At 51.8% G+C, this 25684-nt stretch carries 28 protein-coding genes and 1 pseudogene; 17 read left to right on the top strand and 12 right to left on the bottom strand.

Annotated elements, in window-relative coordinates; translation table 11 throughout:
- Positions 1-61 precede the first annotated feature (61 nt).
- From CX650_RS04380 to CX650_RS04370, 3 genes are all read left to right on the top strand, one after another.
- A complete protein-coding gene (locus CX650_RS04380; protein WP_101095114.1) occupies positions 62-496 on the top strand; it encodes a hypothetical protein in 435 nt (144 codons plus the stop codon).
- Between the two features lie 66 nt (positions 497-562).
- Entirely contained in the window at positions 563-919 is a 357-nt protein-coding gene (locus CX650_RS04375; RefSeq protein WP_039035472.1) for a hypothetical protein, read from the top strand.
- Between the two features lie 126 nt (positions 920-1045).
- Positions 1046-1279 (top strand): DUF2986 domain-containing protein, encoded by a 234-nt coding sequence (locus tag CX650_RS04370; RefSeq protein WP_039035473.1) that lies wholly within the window; start codon positions 1046-1048, stop codon positions 1277-1279.
- 32 nt (positions 1280-1311) lie between these two features.
- On the opposite strand, the gene CX650_RS04365 is transcribed toward CX650_RS04370, so the two are convergent.
- Both CX650_RS04365 and CX650_RS04360 read right to left on the bottom strand, forming a co-directional pair.
- On the bottom strand, positions 1312-2748 hold the full coding sequence (locus CX650_RS04365) for an MATE family efflux transporter (protein ID WP_229800101.1): 1437 nt from the start codon (positions 2746-2748) through the stop codon (positions 1312-1314).
- Positions 2749-2842: 94 nt separating this feature from the next.
- Complete coding sequence (locus CX650_RS04360) at positions 2843-3703, bottom strand: ion transporter (RefSeq protein ID WP_101054519.1); 861 nt, start codon at positions 3701-3703, stop codon at positions 2843-2845.
- Positions 3704-3955: 252 nt separating this feature from the next.
- Between CX650_RS04360 and CX650_RS04355 the strand changes: the two genes are divergently transcribed.
- Entirely contained in the window at positions 3956-4459 is a 504-nt protein-coding gene (locus CX650_RS04355) for a L,D-transpeptidase family protein (protein ID WP_039035474.1), read from the top strand.
- Between the two features lie 14 nt (positions 4460-4473).
- Positions 4474-5040, top strand: a complete 567-nt coding sequence (locus tag CX650_RS04350; protein ID WP_101095112.1) for a VOC family protein — start codon at positions 4474-4476, stop codon at positions 5038-5040.
- 17 nt (positions 5041-5057) lie between these two features.
- Here CX650_RS04350 and CX650_RS04345 read toward each other — a convergent pair whose 3' ends face one another.
- From CX650_RS04345 to CX650_RS04335, 3 genes are all read right to left on the bottom strand, one after another.
- Positions 5058-6458: a GGDEF domain-containing protein gene (locus CX650_RS04345; RefSeq protein ID WP_101095111.1), complete on the bottom strand. Its 1401-nt coding sequence runs from the start codon at positions 6456-6458 to the stop codon at positions 5058-5060.
- Between the two features lie 140 nt (positions 6459-6598).
- Positions 6599-7435 (bottom strand): M23 family metallopeptidase, encoded by an 837-nt coding sequence (locus tag CX650_RS04340; RefSeq protein WP_101095136.1) that lies wholly within the window; start codon positions 7433-7435, stop codon positions 6599-6601.
- A 203-nt stretch (positions 7436-7638) separates the two neighbouring features.
- The gene (locus CX650_RS04335; RefSeq protein ID WP_039035476.1) at positions 7639-8523 is read right to left on the bottom strand and encodes a 6-carboxytetrahydropterin synthase; all 885 of its coding nucleotides are present in this window, start codon (positions 8521-8523) and stop codon (positions 7639-7641) included.
- Positions 8524-8736: 213 nt separating this feature from the next.
- On the opposite strand from CX650_RS04335, the gene CX650_RS04330 reads away from it, so the two are divergent.
- From CX650_RS04330 to CX650_RS04315, 4 genes are all read left to right on the top strand, one after another.
- The gene (locus tag CX650_RS04330) at positions 8737-10086 is read left to right on the top strand and encodes a dihydroorotase (RefSeq protein ID WP_071476872.1); all 1350 of its coding nucleotides are present in this window, start codon (positions 8737-8739) and stop codon (positions 10084-10086) included.
- A gap of 299 nt (positions 10087-10385) precedes the next feature.
- The gene (locus tag CX650_RS04325) at positions 10386-11315 is read left to right on the top strand and encodes a LysR family transcriptional regulator (RefSeq protein WP_039035478.1); all 930 of its coding nucleotides are present in this window, start codon (positions 10386-10388) and stop codon (positions 11313-11315) included.
- 199 nt (positions 11316-11514) lie between these two features.
- Positions 11515-11904, top strand: coding sequence for an SMR family transporter (locus tag CX650_RS04320; protein WP_101095110.1), 390 nt, complete (start codon positions 11515-11517; stop codon positions 11902-11904).
- Positions 11905-11915: 11 nt separating this feature from the next.
- The gene (locus CX650_RS04315; RefSeq protein WP_039035480.1) at positions 11916-12245 is read left to right on the top strand and encodes a multidrug/spermidine efflux SMR transporter subunit MdtI; all 330 of its coding nucleotides are present in this window, start codon (positions 11916-11918) and stop codon (positions 12243-12245) included.
- Between the two features lie 92 nt (positions 12246-12337).
- Here the strand turns inward: CX650_RS04315 and upp are convergent, their stop codons facing one another.
- Positions 12338-12964 (bottom strand): uracil phosphoribosyltransferase, encoded by a 627-nt coding sequence (gene upp / locus CX650_RS04310; protein ID WP_039035481.1) that lies wholly within the window; start codon positions 12962-12964, stop codon positions 12338-12340.
- A gap of 260 nt (positions 12965-13224) precedes the next feature.
- Here upp and purM point away from each other — a divergent pair, with 260 nt between their 5' ends.
- From purM to asnB, 5 genes are all read left to right on the top strand, one after another.
- A complete protein-coding gene (gene purM / locus CX650_RS04305; protein WP_071476868.1) occupies positions 13225-14262 on the top strand; it encodes a phosphoribosylformylglycinamidine cyclo-ligase in 1038 nt (345 codons plus the stop codon).
- Complete coding sequence (gene purN, locus CX650_RS04300; protein WP_101095109.1) at positions 14262-14906, top strand: phosphoribosylglycinamide formyltransferase; 645 nt, start codon at positions 14262-14264, stop codon at positions 14904-14906. Before purM ends, purN begins: the two co-directional genes overlap by 1 nt.
- 311 nt (positions 14907-15217) lie before the next feature.
- Positions 15218-15964, top strand: a complete 747-nt coding sequence (locus CX650_RS04295) for an HAD-IIA family hydrolase (protein ID WP_039035484.1) — start codon at positions 15218-15220, stop codon at positions 15962-15964.
- Between the two features lie 131 nt (positions 15965-16095).
- Entirely contained in the window at positions 16096-17742 is a 1647-nt protein-coding gene (locus CX650_RS04290) for a M28 family metallopeptidase (protein ID WP_101095108.1), read from the top strand.
- 321 nt (positions 17743-18063) lie between these two features.
- A complete protein-coding gene (asnB, locus tag CX650_RS04285) occupies positions 18064-19728 on the top strand; it encodes an asparagine synthase B (RefSeq protein WP_101095107.1) in 1665 nt (554 codons plus the stop codon).
- A 132-nt stretch (positions 19729-19860) separates the two neighbouring features.
- On the opposite strand, the gene CX650_RS04280 is transcribed toward asnB, so the two are convergent.
- The 6 genes from CX650_RS04280 to CX650_RS04255 form a co-directional block, all read right to left on the bottom strand.
- A complete protein-coding gene (locus tag CX650_RS04280) occupies positions 19861-20094 on the bottom strand; it encodes a DUF1289 domain-containing protein (RefSeq protein WP_101095106.1) in 234 nt (77 codons plus the stop codon).
- A 9-nt stretch (positions 20095-20103) separates the two neighbouring features.
- Entirely contained in the window at positions 20104-20448 is a 345-nt protein-coding gene (locus CX650_RS04275) for a 5-carboxymethyl-2-hydroxymuconate Delta-isomerase (protein WP_096141831.1), read from the bottom strand.
- 34 nt (positions 20449-20482) lie between these two features.
- The gene (locus CX650_RS04270) at positions 20483-20833 is read right to left on the bottom strand and encodes a VOC family protein (protein WP_025011943.1); all 351 of its coding nucleotides are present in this window, start codon (positions 20831-20833) and stop codon (positions 20483-20485) included.
- Positions 20834-20943: 110 nt separating this feature from the next.
- Positions 20944-21612 carry a DUF445 domain-containing protein gene (locus tag CX650_RS04265; RefSeq protein ID WP_044735846.1) on the bottom strand — a complete coding sequence of 223 codons (669 nt, stop codon included), beginning with the start codon at positions 21610-21612 and terminating at the stop codon, positions 20944-20946.
- A 127-nt stretch (positions 21613-21739) separates the two neighbouring features.
- A complete protein-coding gene (locus CX650_RS04260; protein ID WP_093983237.1) occupies positions 21740-22156 on the bottom strand; it encodes a GNAT family N-acetyltransferase in 417 nt (138 codons plus the stop codon).
- A 3-nt stretch (positions 22157-22159) separates the two neighbouring features.
- Positions 22160-22438 carry a hypothetical protein gene (locus CX650_RS04255; protein ID WP_101095105.1) on the bottom strand — a complete coding sequence of 93 codons (279 nt, stop codon included), beginning with the start codon at positions 22436-22438 and terminating at the stop codon, positions 22160-22162.
- A gap of 687 nt (positions 22439-23125) precedes the next feature.
- On the opposite strand from CX650_RS04255, the gene CX650_RS20230 reads away from it, so the two are divergent.
- The 3 genes and pseudogenes from CX650_RS20230 to CX650_RS04245 form a co-directional block, all read left to right on the top strand.
- Positions 23126-23587: a DUF262 domain-containing protein gene (locus CX650_RS20230; protein WP_208622104.1), complete on the top strand. Its 462-nt coding sequence runs from the start codon at positions 23126-23128 to the stop codon at positions 23585-23587.
- A 47-nt stretch (positions 23588-23634) separates the two neighbouring features.
- A complete protein-coding gene (locus CX650_RS04250; RefSeq protein ID WP_208622103.1) occupies positions 23635-24894 on the top strand; it encodes an AlbA family DNA-binding domain-containing protein in 1260 nt (419 codons plus the stop codon).
- Between the two features lie 148 nt (positions 24895-25042).
- Positions 25043-25684, top strand: a pseudogene (locus CX650_RS04245) (transposase); the annotation flags it as partial.

The following is a 25684-nucleotide window of genomic DNA, read 5'->3' as shown; positions in this document are numbered from 1 at the left end:
CTGCAGTAAGTTAACGATAGCTTGTATCTCAAAAAAATAATAAGGATAACTGCCTCTACTTATGCGCACGCTTTTTCTGTCATTACTGCCCCTACTGCTTTGTAGCTGCAGCTCAAAACCCAACATAGATCCGGCCGATTTTGCCGGTGCCATCAAAGACAGTTTCCAGACAGATATCAAAACAGATGGCTTGAAACTCTTCACCTATAAGGCACGCTTGGTTGCGCCAGAAATAGACCACAATGACAGGGAAAGAGCCCCCGCGCCCCGTACGGCAAAGGAAATGCGCCAACAACTGGCTATAAGAGAAGCCCGGCTTGCCGTCTTTGAACAACAGCTGGTTCTTGGGCTCAACAATACCCTCAAGATGAATCAATACTGCCAAGAAGGCTTCTACGAACTCAGCCGCGTGCTTCATTCCAGTTGGGGAGAAATCCGCGGTGAATGCCACGATGGCGCCAGTAAGATGGACAGGATCCGCTTCAACAACAAGTAATTTTTTTGAATATGAGCTTCAAATTTGCTAGTTTTGCCGCAGTTTACTGCTTTAGGTGCATTTGAGATGGAACCCACAGGAATTATTCAGGAGATAGAAGAGCCGATTAGCCGCAGCAGGGTAAATCGTCAGTTGTTGTTGGCCACCAGCCTATCTGCACTGGTCGCTATGGCGTTATTGCTGTTTGGCGATCAATATGCTCACCTTTGGCAGGATGAAAGCGCACTGCAACTCAGCCTGTTCCGCCCCGGTTTTTTGTTGCTGATAGTCTCGGGGTTAATAGTGATCCCCACCAGCGTGATAGAGCTTATCAAAGCCGCCAAAACGCCGGAGCGGCCACTGATGTTGGATATGGCGCTGCTCAGTATAGGCGTCGCGGTTTCCATGAGCTATATCGGTGTCTTTATGACTCTATTCCTCTAAGAAAACCCCTTTCGCCACAGCATCAACACCTGCGCCGAGGCAGGTTGAGCTTGTTGCCCGGCCGCCGGCAGGCTAAAATGCCTGCCCTTTGCCCATCCCAAGTGGGAAGTACCAGGAAATTTTTGCATGAACAAGCGACAAAAACTGACCAAAAAACTGGCCAAGCGTGCCAAAGCCCGGGAAAACAAGAAAGAGCTCCCCAATGCAGGCCCCGCCAAGCAAGGTTACATCTCCAAGGCTGAGCGTGCCAAAATCGCTGCCGCCGAGGCCGAGCAGGCAAAAAACTGTACCGCTGAGCAGCCAGATGACGGCGCAGCTGCAAACACTACCGCCGCGACTCCCCAATCTGACAGCCTATAAAGCGTTTTCAAGCTCTTCTTTAATGCATCGCGTTATGGCTTCTGCCGCTGGGGCGAGGTCGCCTGGGCACTGGCTATCGGCTCCAACTCTTCGGTCATCTGCCCCATTTGGGCACAGGAAGATGACAGCGGACTACTGGAGGCCATGGAGAGCTCCTCATCATCAAGACTGTCAGCTTCGCGACCTTGCTGGCGGCCATTGGCAGCTACGCTGGCAACCAAACGATAAGCGGTGATCACCGCCAATACACCAAAGAGCACTGAACCCAGTGCCTGACCAATCAAGACCCCATATACCCCACCGAGCTCGGCTCCCAGATAAACAAATGGCAGTGTCCCGATAGTGGCCTTACCCACATTGAAGGCGGTCGAATACTTGGCCTTACCCAGATTGTTGAACGAGGCGTTGGCCACAAACAGCGCGCCGTTGAACAGGAAAAACAGCGCCATATACTGGCAGAAGAAACGTACCAGCTCGGCAGAATCCCCGCGCATGTCGAATGCCAATACCAAAGGCTCGCGCAGCAACCACAGCAGCAGCGACATCCCAAGCACATAGGCGATACAGAACTGCAGCGCCCTTGTCAGGCATTCGCTGAGCCTGTCATAAGCCCTGGCACCATAATTCTGCCCTATGATGGGTCCTATGGCGCCGGAAAGCGCAAAGATCATTCCAAAGGCCACAGGGGTCAAACGCCCAACGACGGCCCATCCGGCGACAAAGCTGTCACCAAAATCGGCAATTGCCCGGGTCACTACCGCATTGCCTATGGGGGTGGCCACATTGGTCATCATCGCCGGCCCGGCGATGGCAAAAATGGCGCACAGATCGCCGCGAAAGCTCGCAAGTTCGAAACGGCTCCAAAGGCCGTGTTTGATGAACACGCCTCTTGCCGCGATCAGCAGTACAGTGAGGCGTGCCAATGCCGAGGCGGTAGCCGCCCCTTCTATACCCATGGCAAACAGGAAAATAAAAATGGGGTCAAATACTGCATTGACCGCGCCGCCCGCCAGGGTCGATAGCATGGAGAGTCTGGCATCACCCACGGCGCGCAAAGCGCTGCCAAGCGCCATCGCCAAACAGATGATCGGCAAGGAAGGCACCAGAATATACAAATAATCGGCGGCAAGCTCAGCGGTATGTCCCTTGGCGCCCACCAGCGCCAGCAGTTCAGGGATTAAGGCCGTCACCACTATCGCCATCAAACTGGATACCAGCAGAGTTACCATGGCGGCATTCAGCAGCAAACGCTTGGCCCCTTCTGTGTCTCTTGCACCTACAGCGCGGGACACCAGGGCCCCCAGCGCAATCGACAGGCCGATACCTATGGAAGTGGTAAAGAAAGAGATGGTACCGGCATAGCCCACGGCCGCTGCCAACTCCAGCTCTCCCAGCATACTGAGGAAGAAAATATCCAGCAGGTCCACCACAAACAGTGCCGAGATCCCAACGGCCGCAGTAGAGCTCATCACCAAAATGTGGCGCAGTATATTGCCTTCAACAAACTTAGCCTGAGTGACGGCTTGAGTGGCTGCCTTAGCAGATGATTGGTTGTTTGACACCCTAGTCCTTGTTTTCTTCCGGAGGTGGCTCCAGTTCACTGCCACAACGGTTACAGTAGAGAGCATGGTGATCATGCCCGGTTTTCAAGCAGTTGGCGCAGCGGCGCAGATCGCGGTTACGGCCCATCTCCTGGGAGATTTCGGCGGTGAGGATCCCTGTGGGGATGGCGATTATCGAGTAACCCAAGAGCATGGTAAACGCCGCTATCGCCTGGCCGAGTTCTGTCTTGGGAGTGATATCACCGTACCCTACTGTGGTAATGGTCACTATGGTCCAATAGACAGACTTGGGGATCGAGCTGAAGCCGTTGTCCGGGCCTTCGACCACATACATGATGGCGCTGAGCACCATAATGATAAGACTCACAGAGAAAAAGAAGATGAACACCTTGCGACTCGACTGCAGCATCGCCTTGAGCAGCAGATTCCCCTCACTCAAGTATCTGAGCAACTTGAGTACCCGAAAAACTCTGAACAGCCGCAGAATACGGATCACCAGGGTAAAATTGGCCCCGGGGAAGAACAGCGCCAGATAACTGGGCAGGATACTGAGCAGATCCACTACACCGTAAAAACTGCGGGCATAACTCAAACGATTGCTGGAACAATAGAGCCGCAGCAGATATTCCAAAGTGAATACCAAGGTAAAGGTCCATTCCAGTGCCAGGATGATATGTCCGAAACGGGCATGGATATCGGCCACTGTATCGAGAAAAACCAAAGCAACACTGAGAATAATGCAGATGATCAAGCCGATATCAAACCAGCGGCCAGCGGGTGTTTCTGTACCAAAGATGATGATCCTGAGCTTACGCTTGAGCTCCGGCTCCGGCGGCGTATCTGTCACCTTATGTTGATTCATGCGCTAAGCTTCCCTTACTTTCCAACCAAACGGCACCTCAATCTTTACCCTTTCGGGTATTATGCATTCGAGTCTCTTGACGCCGCGCCCCAAAGGCAGGGGCGTAAGTCTGCCACGCATTGGCGAGTGTGCCAAATATTCTCTGGCTGACGCTCTGCGACTCTCGGCAACAATCTTGTTCAAGGGCTTCAAGAGCGCCCCCTTTATCAGTTATTATCCCGTCAAAATAACCATAATCAGAGCCAAGTGGTCATGGGCCCATCGTTTCGTCATATAGTTTATGCAATATTTCTGCTGGCGTTTGCCCAGTTATACAGCCCCTTTGCCTCGGCACAGGTGGATTTGGTGCTGGTCAACAAGTCAGATTCACGTCTGAGCCTGATTAAGGCCGGTAAAGTCATCAAGGAATATCGCATCGCCTTGGGGGATATGCCCAAGGGCCACAAATATCAGGAAGGCGATCAACGCACTCCCGAGGGGCGCTATCTGCTGGACTACAAAAAGGCCGACAGCGCCTTTTACCGCTCAATTCACATCTCCTACCCCAATGACGAGGACAGACTCAGGGCCAAGGCGCTTGGGGTTAGCCCTGGCGGCCAAATCATGATCCACGGCCAAAATCCCCGCTCTGGGTTAACTCCGGAAGAGGCGCAGCAGTTTAACTGGACCAACGGCTGTATTGCCCTCACCAATAAAGAGATGGATGAACTCTGGCAATTGATTGAGCCGGGCACGCCAATAGAAATTTGGCCCTGAAACAGGAATCAGATATGCAAAACCTTCAATCTCTGTCGCAGTTGTTGGCAGACTGGCAAGCCTTTGCCGACAAAATCATGCCCCTGATTAAGCGTCTCGGACTCGAGCGTTTAGGCGAGTGCGATCACGCCGCGCTGCGGGTCAACTCTGTCGCCGCGGCAGAAAAGCTCAAGGCCGAATTTGCTCAATGTGGTGAAATTATCTCGGAAAATATCATCAACGGCCGCCCTATCCTGATCATACGGCTGCAGCAGCCTCTGCTATTGGGTCAATGGCAAATTCCCTGTGTCGAACTGCCCTTCCCCGGCAATAAACACTATCCCGAAGAGGGATGGGAACACCTGGAGCTGGTTTTGCCCCGTGGTGCCCAAAGCTGCGATGAACTGGCTGAGCAACTGCGTACCCTCTGCCCCCTAACCCAAGCCACACTTGATGGCGACACAGACATCAAACTCAAGGCCAGCAGCCCCAAAGGCGAAGCCGAACGCCTGGCCAACCCGACGTTGGCGTTCAAGGCCGGCGGCGTGTGCGTCAAGGTGCACCCACACAGCATTCAGGCCATTATCGCCAGCGAGCAGTAAGCGGCTCTGATGCCGCTTTACCCTTGAACGACCCGGTTGCGCCCCTCAGCCTTGGCAACATAAAGAAAATGATCGGCTTTATCCTGCAGATCTTTGCCCGAGCGGCAACCGGCGGGGCCGGACACCAGGCCGACACTGATACTGAGACGGATAGGTTGGCCGCTCTCATCATGGAAGTCTTCATCGTCCACGCGGGCCCGCAACCGCTCCATCAGATTAACAGCCTGAGCCGGCGCGCAGTTTGGCAACAAGATAGCAAACTCCTCACCACCAATTCGGGCAATGGCATCCGACTGGCGACACTGTGCCTGCATTAAGCCCGCCAGTTGCTTCAATACTTTATCGCCGGTAGCGTGGCCAAAACTGTCGTTGATTAACTTGAAATGATCCAGATCCAAAAGCGCCAGGCTGTAGTCTTCACGATTGAGCCTGGCCTGCTTGTCCACCAATTCCAATTGCGGCTCGAATCCACGGCGATTGAGTAAACCTGTCAGCGGATCGCGAAAGGCCACCTGCTGCCAGGCATCTCTATGCTGCTCGGATAGGCGCAACTGGCGATTTTGCAGGGCAATCCCCAGTAAGACCAGCGCATTGGCAAAACAAAAAGCGGCCAGTTCTGCTGTTTCTGCCGAATACAATCCGGCATCGAACGGCCCCAGCCCCTTGGCACTTACGTAAATAACCACAGCAAAGCTCCCACTGCTGAGACTGCAGGTGAGCAGGAAACTGCCCTCAAATGCCTGCATCACCAACACAGGCAGCAGCAAATACAAGACCCAGGGTTGATTGCCAAATGCCAAAGTAAAAATAACAATCAGAGCCAAAATCGACAGAAGAGATGCCCGGATCTGCCGTTGATTGATAAAAAACCGCTCCGACCAGCCCAGATACACCTGATAAACCAAGACAATCCCCAGAGAATCGGCCAAAAACAGCATCACAGCCATCGTTGGCCAAGAACTCTGGTCGATATAACCGCCCCAAACAAGATTTAGCGCCAGCAAAATACTGGACAGCGCCACAGGGATAACACAAACATAGAAACCAAAGAGCAATAACTCCCTGGCTCTTTGCAGCCCCATGGGCAGGGCCCAACGTAACATTCGGGCGGCCAATAGCGGCATCAGGGCATCAATTGCGGCAGATATCCAGGTGTGTAGCTGTGCCTGCTGCAGATTGCTGCTATTGAGTCCGGGGAAATTGGCCAGGAAGGAGGCGATAAATAAAGGGATAATAGCCACTGTGCCAAAACGCAAGCACAAGATCACCCCTATCCCCGAAGGCAACCATAGAAGGGTGATATTGCTCGGCTGCAATACCAGAGTGGCCATCCCCAGTCGGCCGCTGATATAGCAGAGCAGACCTCCAAGCAAAAGCAGTAGCCAATCGGCTCGCCCCCAACGTCTCAAATCAGTCACTTATTTTTCCGGCAATATTCATAAAAATGAGTATAGCCAAGCCGTTCCAACCCTGTAGCTGCCAAAGGAAAAAACAACGCCACCGGAGGGGTAAGTCCGGCGGCGTATGAAATTGAGTGTCGGTCAGTAAAAGTAAAGCGCTACTTTTTTGCGTCACTCTTGGCTTGCTGTAATACCTGACTCATTGGCGGCACCAAAGTGGTAGGATCCAGACGCATCTGATACCAGTTCACCCGCCAATCCAGATGTGGCCCTGTGGCTCGTCCGGTTGCCCCCACTTCGGCCACCGCCTGGCCCTGTTTCACCTCATCGCCCTCTTTGACATACAGCTTGCTTAAGTGCAAAAAGCTGGAACTGACACCATAGCCGTGGTCGATAATCATGGTGCCACCGGAATAGAACATGTCAGGTACCGACAGGCTGATAACGCCATCGGCCGGTGCCACCACCACAGTGCCGGTTTTGGCGGCAACATCCACACCATAGTGCGGTGTGCCAGGCTTACCGTTGTATACCCTTTGGCTGCCATAAACCCCTGAAATTCGCCCGGTCAGCGGCCAGATAAAGTCGTCGGCAAACGCCTGCTGGGTACTGAAATGGCTGCGGGCCGCCTTGACCTGGGCGCTGTCTTTGGCGGCGCGCTCCTGGGCCTTGGGATCCGGCTTCATGATTTTCTTGCTGATCCCCTCAACGTATTGAATGCGATAATCCCGCTTGTCGAGTTTGAGGTCACGGCTCTCACTGCTGCCATCCGGGTAACTGAGTGTCAGCGTCTGCTCGAGCGCGGCCTCACGCTCAAAACCAAAGGCAAACCTGCCATCCGGCGTCAAGGTGATGCTCTCGCCATTGAGACTTACCTCAGTACCCGGCTCTGTTCTGGCTCTAATCAGAGCTCCCTGTTCAAACTTGCCCTGAAACTGCACCCGTGATGACTCAGGTTTGATGTTGGGCTCAGACTTGGATTCGGCCTGCAGCATAGGACTCACAACCAAAGTGCCCAGCAGCATCAACGGCAGCGCCTTAAAAGATGGGATTGGCATCTTGCTGTTATTGAACTTCACTCTTGCTCCTCTTTATCTTTGCGCCGCGTAGACGCCAAGGTGCAGCCTACTTGCGGATACCTTTAGATTACTTATAGGTTGACCTTATTCTTGGTCCGGCTCAGGCCAAGCAATATCTATCAGTCGCCCTGATGCTGCGCCGATGCGATAGCGCCCTTGCCTATGCCCTCGAAGGCTACCACTTTAAAATGTTTGCCCGGCTCAAAGCCCGCCATGCTGTCGGCCATAAAATGGGCCAGCAGTTCGACCGTGGTGTCGTGGGGGATCAAATCACAGCAGTCTCTTGGCATCGCCAACTGAAAATCACCCTGCGGCGCTTGGTATCTGAAGCCAATATGGCTCTTGTCATCTATCTTGGTTTGGGGTGACAACTCAAGCTCACTGACACCAACCACATCTTCTTCACTGCCAAGGTAGATATCTTTCCAACGTTTGGCCCAGTATTCATCCCATTTGGGCGCGGCGATACCATCGGCAAACACATTGACAGGACTGCGGTGACCGTGAGCGATACGCTGGCAGTTACCGTCGTGCTTACGCAAGCCGTGACTGTAATGGTAATAGGGCGTTTCCAGCACCTCGTTGCGAAGTGTCAGGCTGATGCCCTGAACATTGTCCGGCAAGGCATCTGTCAGCGCCTTGTGCAAAAACTGGTTCACGCTGTCAAAGTCAATAATCTCGCTGGGGATAAGGGCGAAAGCCTGCGCCGGACAAGCCAGGTGAATGCTGCCGCGCAGACTATGGAAGTCCATCCACACCTTGTCGCCCTGCTGTTGCCAGCGCACCTGGCTACAGGCGGTGGGTATCAATAAACGGTGATCGGCCACCTCATCTATGGTTTGCTTTATGGTGCGCTTGACCTTGGAAAAGTCGAGCAACATGTTTTGCTCATCCAGGCCACCGTCGAGCAGCACATCGACTATCCAGCTTTCGCCTACCATGCCGCGAAACGGGCACAGGTAAGAAAAATCAACCACAGTTAAATCTTTGACAAATAATTGCATTCTCGCTCCCAGGCAGATAAACAGTCCACCCATGTGTTATCGGCCGGCCGATATTGGCCGCCGATTACGTCAATACCGGCCAGGGTATCGACACTTGACGTATCTTTCGCAAAAAGTCTGTGATCTTGTCCAAAAGCTCCACAGCTTTTTGCTTGAGTTTCCGGTATTATACGCAAGTCACTGCCAATATTAATAACGCTAATCAGGTATCCTATGAAAACCCTCATCTGCAACGCCCAATTGGTTAATGAAGGAACAATCCGTACTCAGGATCTGCTGATCGACAACGGCCGCATCAGCCAGATTGCCTCCCAGATCACGGCTCCGGCAGGGGCTCAGGTCATAGATGCTCAGGGTAAACACCTGCTACCGGGGATGATCGATGATCAGGTGCATTTCCGCGAGCCGGGTTTCCCCAATAAGGGCACCATCGCCAGTGAATCCCGCGCCGCCGTGGCCGGGGGTATCACCAGCTTTATGGAAATGCCCAATGTGAATCCGCAGACCACCAATCTGCAGGCGCTGGAAGACAAGTATACCCGCGCGTCTCAAAGTTCATTGGCCAACTTTGCTTTCTATCTCGGCGCCACCAACGATAACCTGGAAGAGATTAAACGTCTCGATCCCAACCAGGCCTGCGGGGTGAAAATCTTTATGGGCGCCTCTACCGGTAATATGTTGGTGGATAACAGTGCCACTCTGGACGGCATCTTCGCCAACTCTCCTGTGGTCATTGCCACTCACTGTGAAGACAGCCCCACCATAGCTGCCAATGAAGCCGCCATGCGTGAAAAATACGGTGACGCCATACCTATGGAGCTGCACGGCGAAATCCGCTCCCGCGAAGCCTGCCTCAAGTCATCTCAACTGGCGACCGACCTGGCTATTCGTCACAAGGCGCGCCTGCATGTACTGCATTTGACCACGGCCGACGAACTCTATCTATTTGAGCCAGCCAAGCAGCTGGCACAGCTCAGGGGTGCCAACATTACCGCCGAAGTCTGTGTGCACCATCTCTCGTTCAACGACAGTGACTACGCCCGCCTCGGCAGCCAGATAAAGTGTAACCCGGCGATCAAGACCCTTGCCGACCAACAGGCACTGATAGATGCCGTCAATCGCGACATCATTGACATTATCGCCACAGATCACGCGCCGCACACCTGGGAAGAGAAGCAAGCCGACAGCTACTTCAAGGCGCCGTCCGGTTTGCCGCTGGTGCAACATGCACTGCTCAGCCTGCTGGATCTGCATGCCAAGGGGCACTTCAGTCTGGAAAAAATCGTCCAAAAGACCAGCCATGCGGTGGCCGAGCGCTTTGAACTCAAAGACAGGGGCTATCTGCGCGAAGGTTATCTGGCGGATCTGGTATTGGTGGATCTCAACAAGCCCTTCGAGGCCACGCTGGAAAACACCCGTTATCACTGCGGTTGGTCACCCTTCACCGGCCACAAGTTTGCCGCCTCTATCAGTGGTACCTGGGTCAATGGTAAGCAACTGTTTGACGGCAGTCGCTTTATCGACAATACCCTGGGCCAACGCCTCACATTTAATCGCACTTAATCGCTGATAAACCAAGGGCTCCTTTAGCGGAGCCCTTGAACTTATTATTGGAATGGCCCCTTTCCCTTCACTAAAACAATCAAGATTAAGCGGTTCAACTGGAGCCATTTAAATCCCGTGCCAACTGTGTCAGTGCTTTTTTAAAGTCCGGCATGAAACAATACCAGCTTCACGCTTTTAAAACTGGTTGTGTTATTCTGAAACTCTCTGTAGTCATTGCCGCTGCAGGTTGAATGCTTTATCTTCTGCCGTTCGCTCAAATTAAGACGGCACCTGATAACATAATGGTTAATAGATAAATGGCTCACGAACTGGATACCCTGGATCTTAATCTGATGCGCCTGCTTAAGGCGGTTGTCGACAATCGCAGTATAAAACTGGCCGCCATGCAACTTGGGATCTCTCAGCCCAGTGCCAGCCGCGGTGTGATGCGCCTTAAGCAAACCTTCCAGGACCCCCTGTTTGTTCGTAAACCCCATGGTGTAGAACCCTCCCCCATGGCGCTGCGACTGGCAGAAGAGTTTGACAATATTCTGGCCCCTATCGAAAAAGTTCTGCTGGAGTTCGAAGACTTCAGCGCCAACACCTACACTGGGCAAATAGCCATAGTGACAGATCCCTACCTTATGGATGAACAGGGACAAAGATTGCTGCAAAGCTGTCACCAGGCCTTTCCCAAAGCCAGCTTCACCTTTTCCAGCTGGAACGGTTACAGCCATGATGAGATGCTCGAAGGCATTCACGATTATTGTATTTTGGATCAGGAAACCGAGCTGTCGAAGGATATCTATATGCGGCCGCTATTCACCGAAAAACGGGTGATCCTGGCACGCAAAGATCATCCGCTGCTCGGCGCTGAAAATGATTGGCAAACTGTGTCAACGCTGCCGATAGTCTCCCTGCCAGCACCGGCCTCCTACAATCCGCAATGCACTGTGGAATCTGAGTATCAGCGTATGGGCTATCAGCCTCATGTATTACTCAAATCATACAACCTGAGGGTAGCCTGTCAGATGTTGTTGGAAACCGACGCCATCATGTACGCCAGTCAAGGTACTGCCAGGTTGATGCCCGAACTGGCCTCCTTCCCCATGCCCCAGGTTAATCACGAATTCAGTCATTTCGTGGTTTCCGGCGGCTTTTTACAGACCTACCGTAATCACCCTCTGCACCAGCATCTTCACAAGGTGGTACAAGACACATTTCAACCAACGCCAACATCAGTTTAGAGCGTAACAGATATTCATATTTGAATATCTCAATTACCTATCAAGTCAAAACCCGAACAGTTAACCTAGCGGTGTAAGTTTGGAATTGCCGCTTAAATTATTGTTACTCCTTTTTTATGACTTATCTGGCCAGATAGATTCGGGTGTAATGTGCGATTCTCCGTTATGCATATTTTTCATTTCATGTAGAAGGTGAATTATGATCCTTGCACGGGTATTTCTATTGTTTGCAATTTCCGCCGAAGTGGCAGGTACCAGTACCATGAACCTACTGGGACCTGAAAGTTCTATCTGGGGCTATCTGCTGATGTACCTCTTGATTGGTGTGTCCTACTTCTTTTTATCACTGGCGGCGAAAAAAATTGCCATAGGCGTGGCTTATGCGGTTTGGGAAGGCTTGGGCATAGCCCTGATCACTCTGGTATCCATGTTGTTATTTGACTCCAGGCTCAACCCGCAGGAACTTGCCGGACTGGCCTTGGCCATCCTGGGTATAGTGCTGGTGACTCTGGGCGAGGGCTATCAAGGTGATAAACCCAAAGGTCAGGACACTGGTTTGAGAGCAAGCAGCGCCGCAAGTAGCTTGTAACGGAGGTTAACATGAACCAGTTTCTGACGCTCTCGTTTGGCTATGTGGTGCTGGCCGCCTTGATTGATATTGCCGCCAATATGGCGCTCACCCGCTCCAACGGATTCAAACGTAAATTATGGGGCGTGCTGGCAATCTTGCTGGTGCTGAGCGCCTTTACTCTGCTGGCACAGGCAGTGAAAGAGATAGACCTGGCGATCGCCTATGCCTCCTGGGGCGCTATCGGCATTTTGGGCACAGCTATCGGCGGCGCCTTGCTGTTCAAACAAAGACTCAAGCCCATAGGTTGGGTCGGCATAGCCGTGGTTATCGCCGCTGTTATCGTGATGAAAACCGCCTAAGGTCAGTAGCAACAAGTAAGGGTTAAGCAAGTAAGGCTGAAATAAGCAAAAAGGCGCCCTCGGGCGCCTTTTCTTATGCTCACTAAAGAGACTTATTTGGTACCGAAAATCTTGTCACCGGCATCACCCAGACCTGGCAGGATATAGCCCTTGTCGTTCAGGCAATCATCGACAGAAGCCGTGTAAAGTTCGATATCGGGATGCGCCTCTTCCAATGCTTTAACACCTTCAGGCGCCGCAACCAACACCAGCGCCTTGATATGCTTACAGCCGCGCTTTTTCAGCAAGTCTATGGTGCAAATCATGGAGCCACCTGTGGCCAGCATGGGGTCAACCACCAGTGCCAAACGCTCTTCCATATCGCTGGCGAGCTTCTCGAAGTAAGGCACAGGCTCCAGGGTTTCTTCGTCACGGTAAACACCGACGACAGAAATGCGGGCACTGGGAATGTTCTCCAGCACGCCATCCATCATGCCTAGACCGGCACGCAGGATAGGCACTACAGTCACCTTCTTGCCTTTGATCTGTTCCACTTCAACCGGACCGTTCCAGCCCTCAATGGTCACTGTTTCGGTTTCCAAACCTGCGGTTGCCTCGTAGGTTAACAGGCTGCCAACCTCGGCGGCGAGCTCACGAAAACGTTTGGTGCTGATCTCAGCTTCACGCATCAAACCAATTTTGTGGCGTACCAGCGGGTGTTTAACCTCGACAACTTTCATTCTTTTTCTCCTGATCTTGCGGGCGGGACGAGCAATCAGACTGGCAGCTCCAGGCGTGCAGAGCACAAACCAGCCGGATTTGGGCAAATTTGTGAGATTTTAGTTGATTTGTTCCAGCGGTAAAACAGAAAGTTTTATAAATCTGGTAAATCGTGACTTATATCCCTATGAATAAAGTGCAATCTTGGCTTTCGAGCCCCCCGGCAAACTGCTAGAATAGCGCCGCATAAAATCCATAACGATGTACCCGAGAGGATCAAGTGAGTACCCCTACCCCACTGAGCTATAAAGACGCCGGTGTCGATATCGATGCAGGCAACGCACTCGTCAATAACATCAAGTCCGTAGTCAAACGCACTCACCGTCCTGAAGTCATGGGCAACCTGGGTGGTTTTGGCGCCCTGTGTGAACTGCCAACCAAATACAAGCACCCTGTACTGGTTTCCGGTACCGATGGTGTGGGCACCAAACTACGCCTGGCCATTGACTTCAAAAAGCATGACACTGTCGGTATCGACCTGGTGGCCATGTGTGTCAACGACCTGCTGGTTCAAGGCGCCGAGCCGCTGTTTTTCCTCGACTACTATGCTACCGGCAAGCTGGACGTCAATGTGGCGACCGACGTGGTTACAGGTATCGGCGAAGGCTGCTTCCAATCCGGTTGTGCCCTGATCGGTGGTGAAACCGCCGAAATGCCCGGCATGTACGAAGGCGCGGACTATGATCTGGCCGGTTTTTGTGTCGGAGTGGTGGAGAAAGAAGCCATCATCGACGGCAGCAAGGTACAGGCCGGTGATGCACTGATAGCCCTGGGCTCCAGTGGACCTCATTCCAACGGTTACTCACTGATCCGTAAAGTCCTGGAAGTCAGCCAGGCTGACCCACAGCAAGATCTGGACGGCAAGCCGCTTATCGATCACCTGCTGGAACCAACCCGCATCTATGTCAAACCTTTGCTGGAACTGCTGGAAAAACACCCGGTTCACGCCATGGTACACATCACAGGCGGCGGTTTCTGGGAAAACATTCCAAGGGTACTGCCCGAAGGCGCCAAGGCCGTTATCCAGGGCGAGTCCTGGCAGTGGCCCCGCGTATTCAACTGGCTCAAGCAAGCCGGTAATATCACAGAACATGAAATGTACCGCACCTTTAACTGTGGTGTCGGTATGATAGTTGCCCTGCCTCAGGCTGAAGCCGCCGCCGCCATTGAACTACTCAAGGCCAAAGGTGAAAACGCCTGGCAGATAGGCACTATCGCCAATCGTACTCAACAAGAAGAGCAAGTGGAGATCCTTTAATGCAGGAGAGTTGTCGCATATTGGTAATGATTTCGGGCAATGGCAGTAATTTGCAGGCTGTTATCGACAGCTGTGATAGCAAGATGCCAGGGCGCGTGGTCGGAGTGATCAGCAACAAGGCCGATGCCTATGGTCTGATCCGGGCCCATCATGCCGAAATAGACACCAGTTGCGTCATCGCCCGCAAAGAGGAGTCCCGCGCCCAATACGATGCCAGACTGCAGGTGGCTATCGACAGATATCAGCCCGACCTCATCGTATTGGCCGGCTTTATGCGTATTCTCAGTGATGAGCTGGTCAGCCGTTACCTGGGCAAGATGCTCAATATCCACCCGTCACTGCTGCCCAAGTATCCTGGATTGGATACCCACAAGCGCGCCATCGAAGCCGGTGACAGCGAACATGGCGCCAGTGTTCATTTCGTTATCCCGGCACTGGACAGTGGCCCGGTGATTTTGCAGGCCAAAGTACCTGTGTTTGCCGATGACACAGTGGCAACTCTGGCGGCCAGGGTGCACGAGCAGGAACACGCCATCTACCCGATAGTGGTGCGCTGGTTCTGCCAGGGCCGACTGAAGATGGTTGACGGTAAGGCCTGGCTCGACGATGAAGCCATCGGCCCCAACGGCTACGCCCCGGACTGATCTCTGAGTAAACCTAGGGAATTCTTACAAAGGACTAAGGCCATTTGCCTTGCATCCATGTCCGTAAGCCGACGCAGAGCACGCATGGGACTTGTTCGCACCTTCCTTAGGTTGATTAATTCAGCAAAAAGGAGCCATACGGCTCCTTTTTTCATTCCAACAATGGCTATTACAGCTATGGCACAAGCTTGCCTCTTCCCTTAATTTACCTGGATATGACGCTCCGTTACCGGCTTTTTACCGCGGCCAATTGTAATTTTATGACCAATGGCGTTAGATAGGGGCAGTTATCAGGACAGAACGAGACGCGCATGAAGAATATTATCTGCGATATAGACGGCGTGCTGATGCACGACAACAAGTTAATCCCCGGCAGTGACAAGTTTATCGCCCGGGTACTGGAACAGGGAAATCCCTTGGTCATCTTGACCAACTACCCGGTACAGACGGGTAAAGATCTGCAAAACCGCCTCGGCGCCGCCGGGCTGCATATTCCCGAAGAGTGTTTCTATACCTCGGCCATGGCGACCGCCGACTTTCTCAGGCACCAGGAAGGCAGCAAGGCCTTTGTCATAGGTGAAGGTGCCCTCACCCACGAACTTTACAAGGCTGGCTTTACCATTACCGATATCAACCCCGACTTTGTTATCGTCGGCGAAACCCGCTCCTACAACTGGGACATGATCCACAAGGCCGCCCGTTTTGTTGCCGATGGCGCCCGTTTTATTGCCACCAACCCGGATACCCATGGCCCGGCTTATAGTCCCGCCTGTGGCGCTCTCTGTGCGCCTATAGAAAGAATAAGCGGTCGCAGGCCCTTCTACGTGGGTAAACCCAGCAGTTGGATCATCCGCTCGGCCCTGAACCATATAGATGGTCATTCAGAAAATACCGTGATTATCGGCGATAACATGCGTACCGATATTCTGGCCGGTTTTCAGGCCGGACTGGAAACCATACTGGTCACCAGTGGTGTCAGCAAGCTGGAAGACATAGAGAAAGAGCCCTTCCGACCCAACCATGTCTTTGCCTGCGCCGCCGACATAGATGTGATCTGAAACCATTGGTAACATTCCTTTTACCGCCTCCGCTTGTATCGGGGGCGTTTTTTCGTCCATGATAGCGCACGGGCAAGGGCAAAGCCTTTGCCACTCCATACCTGACAATAAAAGCAACAACAGGATCCGTTATGCGCTTGATGATCCCCCTGTGTACCCTGGCACTCTTGAGTGCCTGCAGCCAAAACAATACTGCCGACGACCCCATCCGCGTTGTCAGCTTCAATGAACAAGAGTTTCGCCAGGACATCCAAACCCTGGCCTCGGATGAATTTGAAGGCCGGGCGCCGACAACCCGCGGCGAGCAGCTTACTCTGGACTATCTCAGCCAGGCCTTTGCCGATATGGGGCTTGAGCCCGGTTCCAACGGCAGCTTTTTGCAAAAAGTGCCCATGGTGAGCTATACCGCCAGTGAAACCCAGGCAATACAGCTGGCCGGTATCGATTTTCAATATCCCCAAGATCTGGTGCTCGGCAGTCGCCATGATGTTAAACGCGTCGATATCACCAACGCGCCGCTGGTGTTTGTCGGTTACGGTATCAACGCCCCCGAGTACGACTGGAACGACTACCAGGGCCTGGACATGAAGGGCAAAATCGCCCTTATTCTGGTGAATGACCCGGGCTTTGCCCGCCCGGATCTCGGTAAATTCAACGGTAAGGCAATGACCTATTACGGCCGCTGGACCTACAAGTATGAAGAAGCCAGCCGTCAGGGCGCATTGGGCGCCATTATCATTCACGACACGGCTCCTGCCGCTTATCCCTGGTCTGTGGTGGAAAACAGCTGGACCGGCCCACAACAGGATCTGGCCTCGGATTCCGGCAACGAGCGAGTGGCAGTGGAAGGCTGGATAACCCTGAATGCCGCCAAAAAAGTGTTTACCAAAGCCGGATTTGGACTGGACAGCGCCATCAGCCGCGCAGCCCACGGTCCACTGCAACTGACGCTGGGGCAAACCGCCAGCATAGGTTTCGATAACAAGGCCGAGTATGGCGACAGCTACAATGTGGTTGCCACTCTGCCGGGCAGCAGCCGTGCCAATGAGCATATTCTGTTTACCGGCCACTGGGATCATTTGGGCATGAGCAGTTCGGCCGAAGGCGACAGGGTATTCAATGGCGCCATGGACAACGCCTCCGGCATCGCCGGCATGCTGGCCATCGCCCGTGAGTTTGCCGCCGACGCCAAGGCTGGCAAGCGCCTCAAGCGTTCGCTGACTTTTATCGCCACCACAGGCGAAGAGCAAGGTCTGCTGGGATCACGTTTCTATGCCGCCCAACCGGCGTACCCTTTGGAAAACACCATAGGGGTGATTAATCTCGACAGCACCAATATCTATGGCCGCACCAAAGACTTCACCATAGTGGGCAAAGGCAAGTCTGAGCTGGAGCGTTATCTGGAAGCCGCGCTCAAGACCCAAGGCCGCTATGCCACAGCAGAGAAACACCCCGAGTCCGGCGGTTTCTTCCGCTCGGATCACTTCAGTTTTGCCCAGTATGGCGTACCTGCGGTATTTGCCGGTGGCGGCAGCGAACCTGTGGATCAGGCCACCGCCGACTACAAAGCAGCGATGAAGCAGCAGATGAAAGGCTGCTATCACAACCTCTGTGATGAGTATCATGCCAACTGGGATCTCTCCGGCGCGCTGGAAGATCTCGCCGTGTACTACAAGGCCGCCAAAGGCTTGGCGGATTCTGCCGACCGCCCGGGTTATTTCAAGGGCACAGAGTTTTATAGCCTGCGGCCGGAAACCGGCGTTACTCCGGCGATTTAACCAGACACATTTCCCCATCCCCAAAGGCGCCTCCGGCGCCTTTTTGCGTTGTTTTCCGGGCAGATAAATCAATCGCCGATAAAAGCAGCGGCTTTGGGAAAGTGCCAATTTGCACGCTGTTACAGCGAGCTAAAATGCAGATCTTTCACCAATTAAGCGATTAAATTGTTTAACCCTCAAAAAAACAGGTCTCAAAACGCATTATAATTTACAAATTTAGCCATTTTTATGATTTATATTCAAAAATAAAGCTTGGCTTTTGAGAATTCTACAGGCAAAGTGAAGCCATTGCTGAAGAAACACCAAGTTTGGAGTCTTACCATGTGTTCAATTTTTGCCATTCTCGATATCCAGTCTGACGCCGCCTCTCTGAGAAGCACTGCGCTGGAGATGTCCAAACTGATGCGCCACCGCGGCCCGGACTGGTCGGGTATTCATACCACTCCAAGAGCGATTCTCGCCCATGAGCGGCTGGCCATTGTCGATATCGAACACGGCGCCCAGCCGCTGTTATCTGAAGATGGCCAGTTGGTATTGGCAGTCAACGGTGAAATCTACAACCACAAAGAACTCAAGGCCGAGCTCGGCGACAAGTACAGCTACCAGACCAACTCGGATTGCGAAGTGATCCTGGCGCTGTATCAGGAATATGGCTGCGACTTTCTCGATAAGCTCAACGGTATTTTTGCCTTCGTACTCTATGACAAGGCCAAGGACTGTTACCTCGTAGGCCGGGATCACATGGGGATCATCCCGCTTTACACCGGCCGCGATACCAGCGGCAACCTTTATGTCGCCTCTGAGATGAAAGCGCTGGTACCCGTATGCAAAACCGTGGAAGTTTTCAGCCCCGGGCATTACCTCTACAGTGCAGATGACGCGCCGGTGCAATACTATCGGCGTGACTGGCGCGACTATGATGCGGTAGCCCAAAACAGCGCCTCCAGCGAAGAGCTGCGCGAAGCGTTGGAAGCCGCGGTAAAGCGCCAGTTGATGTCAGATGTGCCCTATGGCGTTTTGCTATCTGGCGGGCTGGACTCCTCGGTGATTTCCGCCATAACCCAAACTTTTGCCAAACGCCGTATTGAAGACAACGATGCCTCCGATGCCTGGTGGCCACAGCTGCACTCCTTTGCCGTGGGCCTGAAAGGGGCGCCGGATCTGGCGGCGGCACAAAAGGTCGCCGATGCCATAGGCACCATACACCATGAGCTGCACTTCACCTTCCAGGAAGGCCTGGATGCCATCAAGGAGGTGATTTATCACCTGGAAACCTATGATGTCACCACCATACGCGCTGCAACCCCCATGTACTTGATGGCGCGCAAGATCAAGGCTATGGGGATCAAGATGGTGCTCTCGGGCGAAGGAGCCGATGAACTGTTCGGCGGTTACCTCTATTTCCACAAGGCACCAAACGCCCGCGCCTTCCACGAGGAACTGGTGCGTAAACTCGACAAGCTGCACCTGTACGACTGCCTGCGGGCCAACAAGGCCATGGCAGCCTGGGGCCTGGAAGCCCGGGTACCTTTCCTCGACAAGGAGTTTATGGACGTAGCCATGCGCCTGAACCCAGAAGCCAAGATGTCGCGCGATGGCCGGATTGAAAAGCATATCCTGCGTGAAGCCTTCGAGCATAAGCTCCCAGCCGAAGTCGCCTGGCGCCAGAAAGAGCAGTTCAGTGACGGTGTGGGTTACTCCTGGATTGACGGCCTGAAAGAACATGCCGCCACCCAGGTGGAGGATAAAGAGCTGGCCAACGCCCGTTTCCGCTTCCCGCACAACACGCCGGAAACCAAGGAGGCCTACTTCTATCGCTGTTTCTTTGAAGAGCACTTCCCGCTGGAGTCGGCAGCACTGACTGTACCGGGTGGTAAATCGGTTGCCTGCTCTACCCCGGAAGCGCTGGCCTGGGATGAGAGCCTATCCGGCATCATAGATCCTTCCGGCCGAGCGGTGCGCTCTGTGCACACCGCATCTTATTGAGATTAAGTAAAAACAACAAAGGCGCCGAATGGCGCCTTTATTCATTAGCGGGCATCAAAACTTAAATTCGCTTCTGAGCCGCTTTATTTGCTTTGAGCTTGTTCACCTTAAGCTTCTTAACTTATCTCTTCCTTACTTGGGCTCTTTTCTCATCACTCTAAGCCCGGCAGCGGCTTGGTGGCGATCAACTTGCCGCTGCCGGCAGCGCTCAAGAATAGCCTGCCGCTCGCTGTCAGTTGCCTGATGCCAGGCAAGAATCTCTTCCAGCGTCCTGAAACATCCCAGGCAAACATCCTGCAGGTCCAGGCAGCAGTGACGAATACAGGGAGAGTCCACCCTGTTACTGCGCTTTGGTTGCCTGGACATATTGGTTTCCTAGCTGCCGCGTTTAAGGTAGCTTGGCTGATGCAGCTCAGTAACCTCCAGCGATACACTGTCGACTTTGGCCGCAGTTGGCTCCAGTGCGGCAAACACGCTTTGGGTCAGGGCTTGCTTTTGCTCATCGGTGCGTCCCGGCATAATGGCCAAACGCACATGGATAAAGCTTTGAGCGCTGTCCTCCCCTACCAGGAAATGTTCACAGGCATGTGCTCGGCTCTTGATGGCAGATGGTGTGAACAAGCCTGAATCTATGGCACCTTGGTGCACCGCCTGAACCAGTTTGGCAACCGACAATTGCTGCGCCAGGGGCGCCGAATATTCAATAATACAGTGAGGCATAATCCTTCCTTGTTAAAGGCAGAAGCGTCCGGGTCTATTCAGACCAGACGGCATACTCATTTTGGCTCGGGCAGCGGAAATGAAAGCGCCGGCCACCGGGAAAACTGAAAATATCTTTGCAGATCTCACCGCCATGGGTCTTGACGGCCTCCAGGCTGGCGTTCAGATCATTTGAGTAAATCACCAACAAGGGGCTGCCGTTGAGGGTATCAAAGCTCAGTGATGAGCGAAAAAAACCGCCATCGATCCCGGCCTGGGTAAAGCAGCTGTAATCCGGACCGTAATCAACAAAGCCCCAGCCAAACACCGCCTGAAAAAACGCCTTGGTGGCTTCCAGCTCCCGGGCGGGAAGTTCAAGATAATTAATCCTATGATGTAACGCCATGGCTTTCCTCCCGCCGCTTGGGCGACTTGATTGCTGTGATACTTAAGTACTTAATACTATGGGCGGCTGAAACTTGGACCGGGGCTATCGCTCAAGCAGGCTTGTCATAGTTATAGCAAGCGCTGCAGCGTTACACTGGCCAGCCCTATCAGACCGCCAAAGACACCACCCCAGACAACCAACCAGCCAAGGTGGGTCTTGATCATCTGCTGCACCATCTCCTTGACCAACTGCGGCGTAAGCTCGGCCAGCCGCTGCTCGACAATATCCTGAATTTGGCTACGCATATCGGCCATCACCCCGGGCTGTTCCAGTTCGCCCTTGAGCAGCTCGTAAAAATCATCGCTCTTGGCAATATCTGCCAGAGATTGCTGCATCTTTTCGATAAAGGGTTGCTTGAGGGGGGTGAGCGCTTCTTCACCGCCAAACATGGATAACATACCACCCAATGAAGATTGGGCAACCGTGGCCACCAAAGCATCGAAGGCTGGAGCCAAGTCCACCTTGCCGATAACGCCGGACAGATCCAGGCTCTGTTTGTCGGAGCGGGTCGACAGGAAACGGTCTATGTTGGCCTCAGAGAAGAACTGCTCCATCATCAACTCGCTGATAGCTTGCTTGAACTGTTCGAAACGGGCCGGGATGACCCCTGAGCCATAGAGACCCGGTACTTTTTCAAACAACATATGCACCGCCAGCCAGTTGGTAATGGCGCCGGATACGGCAAACAGGCCGATGTTGAATAACACATCAGAGTGCATGCCATAGCCGGTAAGCATAATGGCCAGCGCCAAGAGGTTGGTAACGGCGCTCTTGTCGAGCACAGGTGTCTGTTGTACTGCTGTTTTCAATCTGAAATCCCCTGAAATTAAAACCCGCTAATGGTAGCAAACAGGGGGCAGTCGATTAAAGTAGTGCGTGATACAGACCTTGCTCTGTGCCATCTGTCTCGACTTGTTGAGACAGCTCGCCAAATTCACGCTTGACCGCCAGCACCTTGGCATCCTCAGCCAAAGTTCGGGCTCGGCAAGTCAGCTCTTTGGCAATGCCCTGACCACGGTAATCGGGCAATACGAAAAGATCATCCAGATACCATAAAGGCTTTAGCAACAAGGAGGAGAATGAAGGAAAGACCTGAGTGAAGGCCACCGGATAATCACCCTCGGTGGCGATGAAGATCATCGAATCGTTTTCCAGTAAGCGGGCCCGTAAAAATTCACGGCAACGACTCAGATCCGAGCCCTGCCCCAGTTCCTGCCGATACTCGTCAAACAGCAGGACCAGTTGTTCCAAATCCATTTCCGTAGCCAAACGTATTTGCATTTTTCATCCCTGAATACAAGTTGAAATTTTACTATTTGCCAGAGGCAAAACGACAATAAACTCCTTAAACAAGGCAAGGCTAACATAGAAAAGCTTCTCTGGCAGCAGCTTTAGGCTGCCCTCCCCCCAAGCCTGTTCCCGTTCATGCCCATCCTGGCAGCCGTTTTCAACGAGCACACAAACCCAAGTAGACTTAGCGGTATTGGTCGGCGATAACAACTGAAATAGCCCCCAGCCATCAAGCACTGAAACAGGCAATTTAACAATTGGAATATTGCTCATATGATTTGCCGGGCACAGTTGTTTTAATAGCTAATTATGTTGCCACCCCCCACAAAATCAGGGTTTTATTGCCTTTGTTAAAAAACTTGACCTTAAGCTAATTGTTTTACTAATAGGTACTGGGTATTGTATAGCCAATTCAACCAGTTAGCTTTAGCTTTTTCTTAAGCGAAAGCTCTGCAACAAGGATACTTTTCCGTTTGTAACGGTATTCAGGGACGAACAACATGTCGCGCCCGTGCGGTAGCTATGGCTTTACTTAACGCTTTTTGTCGGGCTTGAGTTTTAGGGTCCTTGGTTTTAAGGCGCTTAGTTTTAAGGTGCTTGGTTTTAAGGCCCTTGGTTGCAGGGCTTGAAGCGCTCATGGTAAGTGCCTAATAACTGATTTTTTATACAGTATTATTGACGTTCCTGACAATATGCCGGGAAGTTGCAGCTAAGGTTGCGCGTTATTTCCGTAACATTTCAGGAAATTTCATTAAATTCATAAAGTTAAAAAATACAGCGGGTAGATAATAGGTTTGGAAACCGCGCATGCGCGTTTAGCTGCAAGGGATATTTGGACTAAATGGTATTATATCCAGCGAATACAAACAGATAGCGATGCGCGTTTATACTCCTCCGAGGACTAAAACGCGCATGCGTACTATACAGCTGTTATGCAATGAGACTAACTAAGGAAGACATATGAGCATCACACCAAGAGGTATGAGTGTACAAGAAGCCTACCGGAATTATCGTGATGGGAAGTTAATCGTTAATCGAAAATATCAACGAAAGCTCGTATGGAACCTTTCTGAGAAGCAATCATTGGTGGATAGCATAATGAAAGATTATCCGATACCTTTGATTCTACTTGCCGAAGATACATCTCAAAATTCTTATGAAATCATGGATGGAATGCAAAGGCTTAACGCTATCTTTGCTTTCATAGAGAATCATTTCCCAATAGAGGGTAGATATTTTGATACGGATGAATTCTCTAGAGCAAAACAACTGGCTTCCGAGGGTGTGTTTTCAGCGGCAAGCAAAGGAACCAATACCTTTCTAACGCCAAGTGAGGTAGCTGATTTCCTTGACTATCAACTGGCTGTGACTGTATTTCCGGCAGGAGGAGAGGAGAAAACGACAGATGTTTTGGTCGTATAAACTCCGGTGGTAGACAGTTAAGCCTTCAAGAAAGAAGGCAGGCCGGAATGGTTGACGACTTCTCTATGCTTGTAAGAAAGTTGGCTTCTGAAATCAGAGGTGATACCTCAAGAGAGGTATTGCCCCTTTCTGATATGCCTGAGATTAGCATTGATTCAGTGCGTGCGGACTTGGGGTATGAGCTAAAAGCTGAGGAAATATTTTGGTGCAAACAAGGAATAATGTGGACGAGACAGTTACGTGAAAGTGAAGACGAGGAAATTATTGCTGACGTTTGCGCATCACTTGCACTTGGACAGCCCATTGCAAGAAGTAAGGAGTTATTAGACTCTTACTATGACCCGTCAACGAGTGAATACGAACAACTTAGACGCGCCTTGACTTCGTACGGTGTTGACCGATTATATGAAGAAGTAAAAGTAACACTCTCCATTCTTAGAGAAATAATTGATGAATATAGCTCTGAGAACAATGCCCTTCGGTCAGTTATCAATCCTGGATCGACAAACCCTATAAAAACTGCATTTTATACCCTTTTTATGGCAATGCATCACCTCGTTATAATTGATGAGCTGTCACCGGATAGCAGTAAAAATATAATGGCAGCCCTTAAAAACCTACAATCTGACATTAAGACTACAGCGAAATATTCGAAAACTGAGGACAGGGTCAAAAACATTGACAAAACAAAGGGGCTAATTTCAAGATACTTTGTTAAAAAGGACCCTCCAATGTTGAGGCATGGAGCAGGCTTGGCCCTTGATCTAGAAAACTCGCTTCGAAGGTCAAAGGTTGAGACTGGAAGGTATGAATGCAAGCAAGGATTCGTTGATTTATCACCGAAACGATCTGAAGATAAAAATTTGCCGAATAAAATATTAGAAACCATATGCGGTATTGCAAACTTAGGGCCTGACGCTGACGGATTTATCTTTATTGGAGTTGCAGACAAAAAAAGCGATGCTACTCGAATTAAAGAATTAGACGGTGTCGATTGCGTTACGGTAGGCTCACGATATGTCGTAGGAATAGAGCGGGAGTTTTTGCAATTAAAATGTGATCATGAATCTTATGTCGACAGAATCCTATCTTTCATTAGAAATTCAGATTTGAGTGACACCTTGAAACATCAGGTTCTTACACAAGTTGATTATGTTGACTACAGGGGATTGTCAGTTATAAGGATTCGAGTTCCAGCACAAAAGGAAGTCTCATTTTTGGGAGATATGGCTTATACCCGGGAAAACTCTTCAACCGTTGAGGCGAAAGGCAAGAAACTTCTTGCCATTAACGCACTATTTGCATAACAAAGCATTGCACCGGACAAGCCGGTGAATGCGGCGTTATGTGCCTGCAGCTGAGCAACCTAAAGAAAAAATATGGACACCCAGCGTTAATGGCGCTCTAGTTAGTCTCCGACTATGCTTTGTTTAAGCATTTAACAAGGAGGTTATTATGCCGCGCCCTCGCCGAACTCAAATCAGCCTTGAAGATACGCCCTACTACCACTGTTGCAGCCGCGTGGTGCGGCGAGCCTTTCTGTGTGGTGATGATGCCTACTCGGGTAAGAATTATGACCACCGCCGTGGTTGGGTGGAATCGTTATTGTTTGAACTGGAAGCTGTTTTTGCCATTGATGTGGCGGCATTCGCCATCATGAGTAATCATCTGCATCTGGTGTTGCATATTGATATAGAGACAGCAAACCGATGGACTGACAGAGAAGTGCTTGAGCAATGGCATAAACTGTTTAAAGGTGATGAGTTAACCCGCAAATTCACCCAGGGTAAGCTGATTGAAGCGTATGAAGTCCCCAGGCTGAAGCATACTATCGCGATTTATCGCAGCAGGTTATGTGACATCAGTTGGTTCATGCGTTGTCTCAACGAACCGATAGCGCGTCAAGCCAATCAAGAGGATAACTGTACAGGCCGATTCTATTCGCCGCCATCCCTGGCGCTCTCCCTGCGGGCCAGCTAAAGCTGTTCAAATTTATTCCGGATAAATTTGTGGGAGGGAAGATTTAAATCGCAAGCCTTACTCGATGAAGCCGCGGTGTTAACCTGCATGGCCTACGTTGACCTCAATCCCATCAGA

Source organism: Shewanella indica, assembly GCF_002836975.1.
Classification (GTDB): domain Bacteria; phylum Pseudomonadota; class Gammaproteobacteria; order Enterobacterales; family Shewanellaceae; genus Shewanella; species Shewanella indica.
This window is presented reverse-complemented; position numbering and strand designations above follow the sequence as displayed.

Coding starts and splice junctions, on each gene's coding strand:
- upp (WP_039035481.1), bottom strand. CDS start 12,964: ATGAAAGTTGTCGAGGTTAAACACCCGCTGGTACGCCACAAAATTGGT.
- CX650_RS04260 (WP_093983237.1), bottom strand. CDS start 22,156: ATGCAAATACGTTTGGCTACGGAAATGGATTTGGAACAACTGGTCCTG.
- CX650_RS04335 (WP_039035476.1), bottom strand. CDS start 8,523: ATGCAATTATTTGTCAAAGATTTAACTGTGGTTGATTTTTCTTACCTG.
- purN (WP_101095109.1), top strand. CDS start 14,262: ATGCAGGAGAGTTGTCGCATATTGGTAATGATTTCGGGCAATGGCAGT.
- CX650_RS04330 (WP_071476872.1), top strand. CDS start 8,737: ATGAAAACCCTCATCTGCAACGCCCAATTGGTTAATGAAGGAACAATC.
- CX650_RS04295 (WP_039035484.1), top strand. CDS start 15,218: ATGAAGAATATTATCTGCGATATAGACGGCGTGCTGATGCACGACAAC.
- CX650_RS04250 (WP_208622103.1), top strand. CDS start 23,635: ATGGTTGACGACTTCTCTATGCTTGTAAGAAAGTTGGCTTCTGAAATC.
- CX650_RS04315 (WP_039035480.1), top strand. CDS start 11,916: ATGAACCAGTTTCTGACGCTCTCGTTTGGCTATGTGGTGCTGGCCGCC.
- CX650_RS04265 (WP_044735846.1), bottom strand. CDS start 21,612: ATGCTTACCGGCTATGGCATGCACTCTGATGTGTTATTCAACATCGGC.
- CX650_RS04275 (WP_096141831.1), bottom strand. CDS start 20,448: ATGCCTCACTGTATTATTGAATATTCGGCGCCCCTGGCGCAGCAATTG.
- CX650_RS04290 (WP_101095108.1), top strand. CDS start 16,096: ATGCGCTTGATGATCCCCCTGTGTACCCTGGCACTCTTGAGTGCCTGC.
- CX650_RS04325 (WP_039035478.1), top strand. CDS start 10,386: ATGGCTCACGAACTGGATACCCTGGATCTTAATCTGATGCGCCTGCTT.
- CX650_RS04365 (WP_229800101.1), bottom strand. CDS start 2,748: ATGAGCTCTACTGCGGCCGTTGGGATCTCGGCACTGTTTGTGGTGGAC.
- CX650_RS04320 (WP_101095110.1), top strand. CDS start 11,515: ATGATCCTTGCACGGGTATTTCTATTGTTTGCAATTTCCGCCGAAGTG.
- CX650_RS04370 (WP_039035473.1), top strand. CDS start 1,046: ATGAACAAGCGACAAAAACTGACCAAAAAACTGGCCAAGCGTGCCAAA.
- CX650_RS20230 (WP_208622104.1), top strand. CDS start 23,126: ATGAGCATCACACCAAGAGGTATGAGTGTACAAGAAGCCTACCGGAAT.
- CX650_RS04375 (WP_039035472.1), top strand. CDS start 563: ATGGAACCCACAGGAATTATTCAGGAGATAGAAGAGCCGATTAGCCGC.
- CX650_RS04350 (WP_101095112.1), top strand. CDS start 4,474: ATGCAAAACCTTCAATCTCTGTCGCAGTTGTTGGCAGACTGGCAAGCC.
- CX650_RS04255 (WP_101095105.1), bottom strand. CDS start 22,438: ATGAGCAATATTCCAATTGTTAAATTGCCTGTTTCAGTGCTTGATGGC.
- CX650_RS04355 (WP_039035474.1), top strand. CDS start 3,956: ATGGGCCCATCGTTTCGTCATATAGTTTATGCAATATTTCTGCTGGCG.
- asnB (WP_101095107.1), top strand. CDS start 18,064: ATGTGTTCAATTTTTGCCATTCTCGATATCCAGTCTGACGCCGCCTCT.
- CX650_RS04340 (WP_101095136.1), bottom strand. CDS start 7,435: ATGCTGCAGGCCGAATCCAAGTCTGAGCCCAACATCAAACCTGAGTCA.
- CX650_RS04360 (WP_101054519.1), bottom strand. CDS start 3,703: ATGAATCAACATAAGGTGACAGATACGCCGCCGGAGCCGGAGCTCAAG.
- CX650_RS04280 (WP_101095106.1), bottom strand. CDS start 20,094: ATGTCCAGGCAACCAAAGCGCAGTAACAGGGTGGACTCTCCCTGTATT.
- CX650_RS04380 (WP_101095114.1), top strand. CDS start 62: ATGCGCACGCTTTTTCTGTCATTACTGCCCCTACTGCTTTGTAGCTGC.
- CX650_RS04270 (WP_025011943.1), bottom strand. CDS start 20,833: ATGGCGTTACATCATAGGATTAATTATCTTGAACTTCCCGCCCGGGAG.